7 protein-coding genes and 1 pseudogene are annotated in these 6,511 nt (G+C 67.7%); 4 read left to right on the plus strand and 4 right to left on the minus strand.

Going from position 1 to position 6,511, the window contains the following annotated elements:
* Positions 1-56: 56 nt before the first annotated feature.
* The 3 genes from ABTZ94_RS35575 to dhaK are packed head-to-tail and all read right to left on the minus strand — an operon-like array spanning position 57 to position 2,092.
* Positions 57-467, minus strand: a complete 411-nt coding sequence (locus tag ABTZ94_RS35575; RefSeq protein ID WP_351207270.1) for a PTS-dependent dihydroxyacetone kinase phosphotransferase subunit DhaM — start codon at positions 465-467, stop codon at positions 57-59.
* Positions 464-1,078, minus strand: coding sequence for a dihydroxyacetone kinase subunit DhaL (gene dhaL, locus ABTZ94_RS35580; RefSeq protein ID WP_351207272.1), 615 nt, complete (start codon positions 1,076-1,078; stop codon positions 464-466). The genes ABTZ94_RS35575 and dhaL overlap by 4 nt, the downstream gene beginning before the upstream one ends.
* Before the next feature lie 21 nt (positions 1,079-1,099).
* Entirely contained in the window at positions 1,100-2,092 is a 993-nt protein-coding gene (dhaK, locus tag ABTZ94_RS35585; protein WP_351207274.1) for a dihydroxyacetone kinase subunit DhaK, read from the minus strand.
* Between the two features lie 630 nt (positions 2,093-2,722).
* Here dhaK and ABTZ94_RS35590 point away from each other — a divergent pair.
* The 3 genes and pseudogenes from ABTZ94_RS35590 to ABTZ94_RS35600 all read left to right on the plus strand — a co-directional run.
* Positions 2,723-2,893, plus strand: a complete 171-nt coding sequence (locus ABTZ94_RS35590) for a hypothetical protein (RefSeq protein ID WP_351207276.1) — start codon at positions 2,723-2,725, stop codon at positions 2,891-2,893.
* Positions 2,894-3,817: 924 nt separating this feature from the next.
* Positions 3,818-4,651 (plus strand): PIG-L family deacetylase, encoded by an 834-nt coding sequence (locus ABTZ94_RS35595; RefSeq protein WP_351207278.1) that lies wholly within the window; start codon positions 3,818-3,820, stop codon positions 4,649-4,651.
* A gap of 95 nt (positions 4,652-4,746) precedes the next feature.
* A pseudogene (locus tag ABTZ94_RS35600) lies at positions 4,747-4,992 on the plus strand (site-specific integrase); the annotation flags it as partial.
* 288 nt (positions 4,993-5,280) lie between these two features.
* Here ABTZ94_RS35600 and ABTZ94_RS35605 read toward each other — a convergent pair.
* Positions 5,281-5,814, minus strand: a complete 534-nt coding sequence (locus ABTZ94_RS35605) for a hypothetical protein (RefSeq protein ID WP_351207280.1) — start codon at positions 5,812-5,814, stop codon at positions 5,281-5,283.
* A gap of 500 nt (positions 5,815-6,314) precedes the next feature.
* Here ABTZ94_RS35605 and ABTZ94_RS35610 point away from each other — a divergent pair, with 500 nt between their 5' ends.
* Entirely contained in the window at positions 6,315-6,464 is a 150-nt protein-coding gene (locus ABTZ94_RS35610) for a Tn3 family transposase (RefSeq protein WP_351207282.1), read from the plus strand.
* Positions 6,465-6,511: the final 47 nt, after the last annotated feature.

Here is a 6,511-nt window from a genome sequence, read left to right on the forward strand (position 1 = left end):
CGCACCACCCATGGACACCGGTGCGGGGCGGCCTCACGACCGCGGAGCCCTTCTGCCTACACCTTGCGGTACTCGTGCGCCTCCGACGCCGCAGCCTCCACCGCCGCGATGTCGCCGCCCGCCGACGCGGTGACCACGGCAGCCACCGCACCCTCCAGGAACGGCGCGTCCACCAGCCGTGAGCCGCCCGGCAGTTCGTCCCCCTCGTCCAGCATCGTCTTGACCGTGAGCACCGCGCTGCCCAGATCGACCAGTAGAGCCACGCCCGCGCCGCCGTCCACCGACCTGGCCGCCTCGGCGATCAGCTGGGTACTGGTCCCGAGACCACCCGCGGGAGTGCCTCCGGCGGCGGCCACCGGAGCCGTCGCACCACCTGCCGCGAGACCCCTGGCCAGCTCGGCCACGGACTCGGCCACCGGGCCGCTGTGCGAGACCAGCACGATCCCGACCTGCTTTGCGCCGCTCACGCGTCACCACCACTCGCACCATCGGTCTCGGCCAGTGCGGCGACCAGCAGGGCGGAGGACGTAGCCCCCGGATCCTGATGCCCGATGCTGCGCTCACCCAGATAACTCGCCCTGCCCTTGCGGGCCAGCATCGGTACCGTCGCCAGCGCCCCCGCCTCCGCGGCCTCCCGGGCCGCCCCGAACGACGCGCCGAGCGCCTCGGCGGCCGGCAGCAGCGCATCGAGCATCGTCTTGTCCCCGGCCTGCGCCCCGCCCATCTGGGCCACGGCCGCGACGCCCACCCCGAGCGCCTCCGCCAACTGCTGCCGTGCCACCCGTGGTGCTTCGCCCAGAGCCTTACCGGTACGTCGCAACAGTGTCCCGTACAACGGGCCCGAAGCCCCGCCGACCGTCGCGATCAACTGCCGCCCGGCGAGCATCAGCACGGCCCCCGGGGTCTGCGGCGGCTCCTTGTCCAGGGCCGCCCGCACCGCGGTGAATCCGCGCTGCAGATTACTGCCGTGATCGGCGTCCCCGATCGCCGAGTCAAGCTCGGTGAGATGGTTCGCCTCGCGGTCCACTGAAGCCGCGGCCGCGGTCATCCAGCGGTGGAAGAAGTCGGCGTCGAGCACAGGATCTCCTTTTCCGGCGGGTCAACGGCCCCAGCGCAGCGCAGGCGTCTCCACCGGCGCGTCCCAGAGGCGCAGCAGTTCCTCGTCCACCTGGCAGAGCGTCACCGAGCAGCCCGCCATGTCGAGCGAGGTCACATAGTTCCCCACGAGCGTACGAGCCGCCACCACACCCCGCTCGGGCAGCACCCGCTGCACCTCGGCATTGAACCCGTACAGCTCCAGCAGCGGCGTCGCACCCATCCCGTTGACCAGCACGATCACAGGTCCACGCGGCTGCAGGTCCTCCAGGATCGCGTCCACCGCGAAGTCCGCGATTTCCCGCGACGTCATCATCGGACGCCGCTCCCGCCCCGGCTCGCCATGAATCCCGATCCCCAGCTCCAGCTCGCCCGGCGGCAGATCGAATGTGGGGGACCCCTTGGCGGGCGTGGTGACGGCGCCGAGTGCCACCCCGAAACTCCGCGATGCCTCGTTCACCTGCCGGGCAATGGCCTCCACCCGCTCCAGCGGCGCACCTTCCTCGGCCGCCGCCCCGGCGATCTTCTCGACGAACAGGGTCGCGCCAGTGCCCCGCCGCCCCGCGGTGAACAGACTGTCGGTCACCGCCACGTCGTCATTGACGAGAACCTGGGTGACCCGCACGCCCTCGTCCTCGGCGAGCTCGGCGGCCATCTCGAAATTCAGCACGTCACCGGTGTAGTTCTTGACGACGAACAACACCCCCGCCCCACTGTCGACCGAGGCGGCGGCCCGCACCATCTGATCCGGCACCGGCGAGGTGAACACCTCTCCCGGGCAGGCCGCGGACAGCATCCCCGGCCCGACGAACCCCGCATGCAATGGCTCGTGCCCGGACCCGCCCCCGGAGACGAGCGCCACCTTCCCGGACACGGGCGCATCACGCCGCACGACGACCCGGTTCTCGACGTCCACGGTCAGCTCGGGGTGAGCGGCGGCGATACCGCGCAACGCGTCTGCGACAACGGTTTCCGGGACGTTGATGAGCATCCTCATGGGTACCTCCTGGGAAGGTTAGCAGGTGGGTCTTCGACCTGTGTTTTTTTGCTGGTCAGAGCAGGTATGGGCAGTTCTTGATCTTGGCGGTCCGTAGCGGCCGGAAGCGGGCTGTGGCGGTACTGATGCCGACTTTGGTGACGGTTCGTCAGGTTGGGGGCATGGTCGGGTGGGACTCGGGTGGAGTGCCGCTGTCGGCAGTATCGGCCTTGAGGCAGCGAAGGTCACGCGCGAGAACGTCCGTGGGCGTGCCCCGTTCCCGAAGCGGGGTGCGTTCGGTTGTGGCTGGACGCCGACGTCCAGCGTGGATCGCGCGTGTCGTGCTGCCAACTGCCCGACGACTCTTTCGCCCGCGGGGCGGGTGCGCTGCGCTGGGCAAGGTGCAGGACGCGCGACGAGGTGGCGGCATCCGTGGACAGAAAGCCGCGCCAGGCCTGGAGGGAGGGAGTCCACAGGGCGCCGACGTGTGGTGGAGCGGGTTCCCCGGCGGAACGGTGGCGTCCGAAGCCTCGGGTGGGGATGATGTGCCGACCGTCCCACGCCTTGCGCGTGTGGCTTTCCAGGCGAGGGCTTCTCCAAGCACTGCCGGGGCCAGCCGTGAACGGAGAACCGGTCAGGAGAAGCGCGGAGGTGCCCGTACCGGCGTTCTCCGCACGGCGGGTGAAGTGCACTGCTGCGCTGTACTTCCGTTCGTTCGTTCGTCACATCGTGGTGGGTCGTCAGTGGAGCAAGGCCTCCGAGGTGGCGGCGAAGAGCATCGACGAGCCGGGCCCCGTCGGACGCGCCGTCATGTGCGTGTGACATCCAGACTGCCAGCGGGGCACTGGGCCATGAGGCGATCGAGACCGTGGGGGAGACGGCTGTGGACCACCAGCTGATTGCTCCCGCATAGAGGTCTGCGCGCAGCCTATGCAGTTTGTAATTTTCGCTCCGTCACGCTGCGCAGTTGCGGCGAGGCGGAGAACTCGACCGTTCGAGGTCGCTGGGCAGAGGGCTCGGCGGTGCTGTGAGGCTGGCTGCGCGGCGGCAGTGACGAAATCCTTACGGCGGGATTCGATGCGTTCGATGAGCGGGTCTCGGACCCATCCACCGATCAGTTGCTCCCACATGGCCGGGCAACGGTCGACTAGGGAGAGAGCCTGAGCTACTTGCATTTCGGTGAGGGCGGAGCTGTCGCGGAGGCAGTAGTCCAGAAGATCCCGGTCATGCCTTCTTTCCTCCTCGTCCTTGCGCGCCCACCCGACGAGAAATTCCCAGGCTACGTAGGCCGAGCTATGGCGATCATCGGTGCAATCTTCTGGGTCGCCGGGACACCAGCCTGCTTCCAGGGCGCTGATCGTCGCGCGCAGTACCGCGCGATCGAGCGCGCAGCGTTCCAAGAGGCGGCATTGCGATGGACAACTGGGTCGCGCTTGAGGGCTTGAGGGAATGAACTGGGTTGACTGGCGGCTTGGTGCGGCGGGCGGAGGCCGACGTGTCGCTGAGACGTGCAGGTCGCGCCTGTACCGCGTTCGCGTCGAAACTCCGACGCCTGGAAGGCCAATTGGCTGCGCCGGGAACAGCGGACCGGTCGGCACGGTTGCATCGACCGAGGGACCGGCGCCGTACGGGCGGGGAGACACGGAGGCTGCAAGGGTGTCCGCCCCGCCAGGATCCGGGCCCCAGGATCGCGGTACGCCCGCCGCGCACTCGGACCGACCCGTATTTCTGCAGGAGGACTGTTTCATGATTGACCGGCCCTTGACGCTCATGGCAGTACACGCCCACCCCGACGACGAGGCCACCGGAACCGGAGGGGTCCTCGCGCGGTACGCGGCGGAAGGCATCCGCACGGTTCTCGTGACATGTACCGACGGCGGTTGCGGTGACGGAACGGGGGGTGTCAAGCCGGGCGATGCCGGGCATGATCCGGCGGCCGTTGCCTTGATGCGCCGCCAAGAACTCAAGGCGAGCTGTGACGTCCTGAAGGTCAGCGATCTGGAGATGCTGGACTATGCCGACTCCGGGATGATCGGCTGGCCGAGCAATGACGCCCCCGGATCCTTCTGGCAGACCCCCGTGGAGGAAGGCGCTGCCCGACTTGCGGAACTCATGCGGCACTACCGACCCGATGTGGTCGTCACCTACGACGAGAACGGCTTCTACGGCCACCCCGACCACATCCAGGCCCACCGCATCACGATGGCGGCGCTGGAGATGACCGCGCTGACACCGAAGGTGTACTGGACGACGATGCCTCGCTCGATGATGCAGCGGTTCGGGGAGACCATGCGCGAGTTTCATGAGGACATGCCGGAACCGGATCCTGCCGAGGCCACCGCGATGGCCGAGATCGGCCTCCCCGACGATGAGATCACCACGTGGGTGGACACCATCGCATTCAGCGGTCAGAAGTTCGATGCGCTGGCCGCGCACGCCAGTCAGGGCGAGAACATCTTCTTCCTCAAGATGGGCAAGGAGAGGTTCGGCGAGTTGATGGGCATGGAGACCTTCGTACGTGTCAAGGACGCCACCGGCGCGGCCGTACCCGAGAACGATCTCTTCGCCGGACTGCGCTGATCCGCTGTGTGTCGATCCGGAAGGGCACTCGCGTAATCCAACAGTTGCCGGCGGCGCCGGATGCTTTCGTGTGGCTTCGGCTCTGCCAGGCTCAGATGCACGGCCTGGTACCTACGGAGGTGGATGATCCGCTGTGGTGGACGCTGCGGCGCCCCTTCACGGCGCTCAGCTACCACGCCGCCTACCGGATGTTCAGCCGTGTGAACGCGGCGTTGGGAGCGAACTGGTCGTTGCATGACCTGCGCCATACCGCTGCCTACCGGATGGCCCGCGATCCCAAGATGTCGCTCACCGACGTTCAGTGGGTCCTTGGTCACGCCCATCTGAGTACGACTCAGCTCTACCTGAACCCGCTCACCGAGGACGTCATCGCGCAGGCCCTGGCTCAACCACGCGCGCGTGGCGGCAGGCGCCGCCACGGCGACAACGGCACCGAAGGACGGCCCGTCGGCGCTGTCCTACCGACCGGAATCGCTGAACATTCTGTTCAGGGAGGGAACCGCGTGACGGTGCAGGTACTGGCGGCGGAACGCTTTCCGCGACATCGCCGGCCGAACCGTCGCTGCCGCCAAGGCCCCTTCGTGACCGCTCAGAAAGCCGTGGTTCAGAATCCATTCGCCGGTGTCAGCTCAGCGGCAGCGCCGCGCCCAGTAGGCGTAGGTGACGGCCAGCAGCAGCGGACCCCACAGGACCATCACGGCCTGGCAGCACACTGCCAGTACCCGCCACGAGTCGTTGGTGTAGTGCAGGCCGGGAATGATACCGAGGATCCCGAGCGACCAATCGACCAGTACGCCGGTCAGCACCAGCCCGCCGAGGGTCGCCGGCACGATCGCCGCGGCCGGCGCTACCCGCCGGCCGCCGATCACCGGGACCCAGCCGGGCACGACCTCGCCCCACCCGCGCACCAAGCCGATGGAGAGCAGGGCGAGGCACTCCGAGACCGTGCTCAGGGCGAAGACGTACGGCGCGATCACCCACCAGCTGTACGTCTCTTCCTGCACCGTCCCCATGGTGAAGCCGAACGCGAACGGCAGCCGCCACAGGCATGCGGGCAGTCCGACCAGGGGGATGGCCCGCGCCATAGCGGTGGCCCAGCGCGGAACGGGCCGCTCGGTGTCGCCCGCAGAGGGAGCGGCCGAGGGCATTGTTGTCGTCGTCATGCTCAAAGCCTTCAGCATCAGCCGATTCGCCGGCGTCGTCCTGATGGATGGTGCCGGTCCCTCTGGAGGGGGAATCCATCCGGAGCTCCAGTGGTCCGGTGGAAGGAGCTCGTCCGCCGAGCGTGGTGACTCCAGCATGCGAAGTAGGTCAGACTGGGACAGGGTCGCCATGTACCTCCCGCTTTTGAACTGGCCCTTCAGTAGCGAGAGTTATGTGGTGGATGACTCGCACTCAGGGGGGCATGAGCCGCTCACGTTTTCTGACCAACGCCTCTTCTAACCCCCTGCGGCAACCCTGTACCCACGAGACTGCCTGGAGGCATCCGCGCGGCCTCTGCGAGTTGGGACGTAGCCGCTCAGCCGACCGATCCCACGTCAAAGGACGAGGTCAGCGCCTACTTCGTTGTTTTTTCGGCGAGTACTACTGGGACCCCCGCACAGGGGTCATCGGGAGCTTTCCGCGTGTCTGACGGTAGTTCAGAGAACACGTCAACACCCTGCTGCTTCAGCAGATCCTCGCCGACCCCGAGTGGGCCGAGCGCCTTACCGACGCCGACCGACGGGCTCTGTCCCCGCTGTTCTGGACGCACGTCAACCCCTATGGCCAATGCCGTTCGGTTAGCCATCTGACGGGCTTGGCAACGTGCTGATCTCGATGTGGACGGTGGTCCTGTGGGTGCGGTGGTCGATGTCGCGG

The organism is Streptomyces sp. NPDC002785 (assembly GCF_040295565.1).
Taxonomy (GTDB): Bacteria; Actinomycetota; Actinomycetes; order Streptomycetales; family Streptomycetaceae; genus Streptomyces.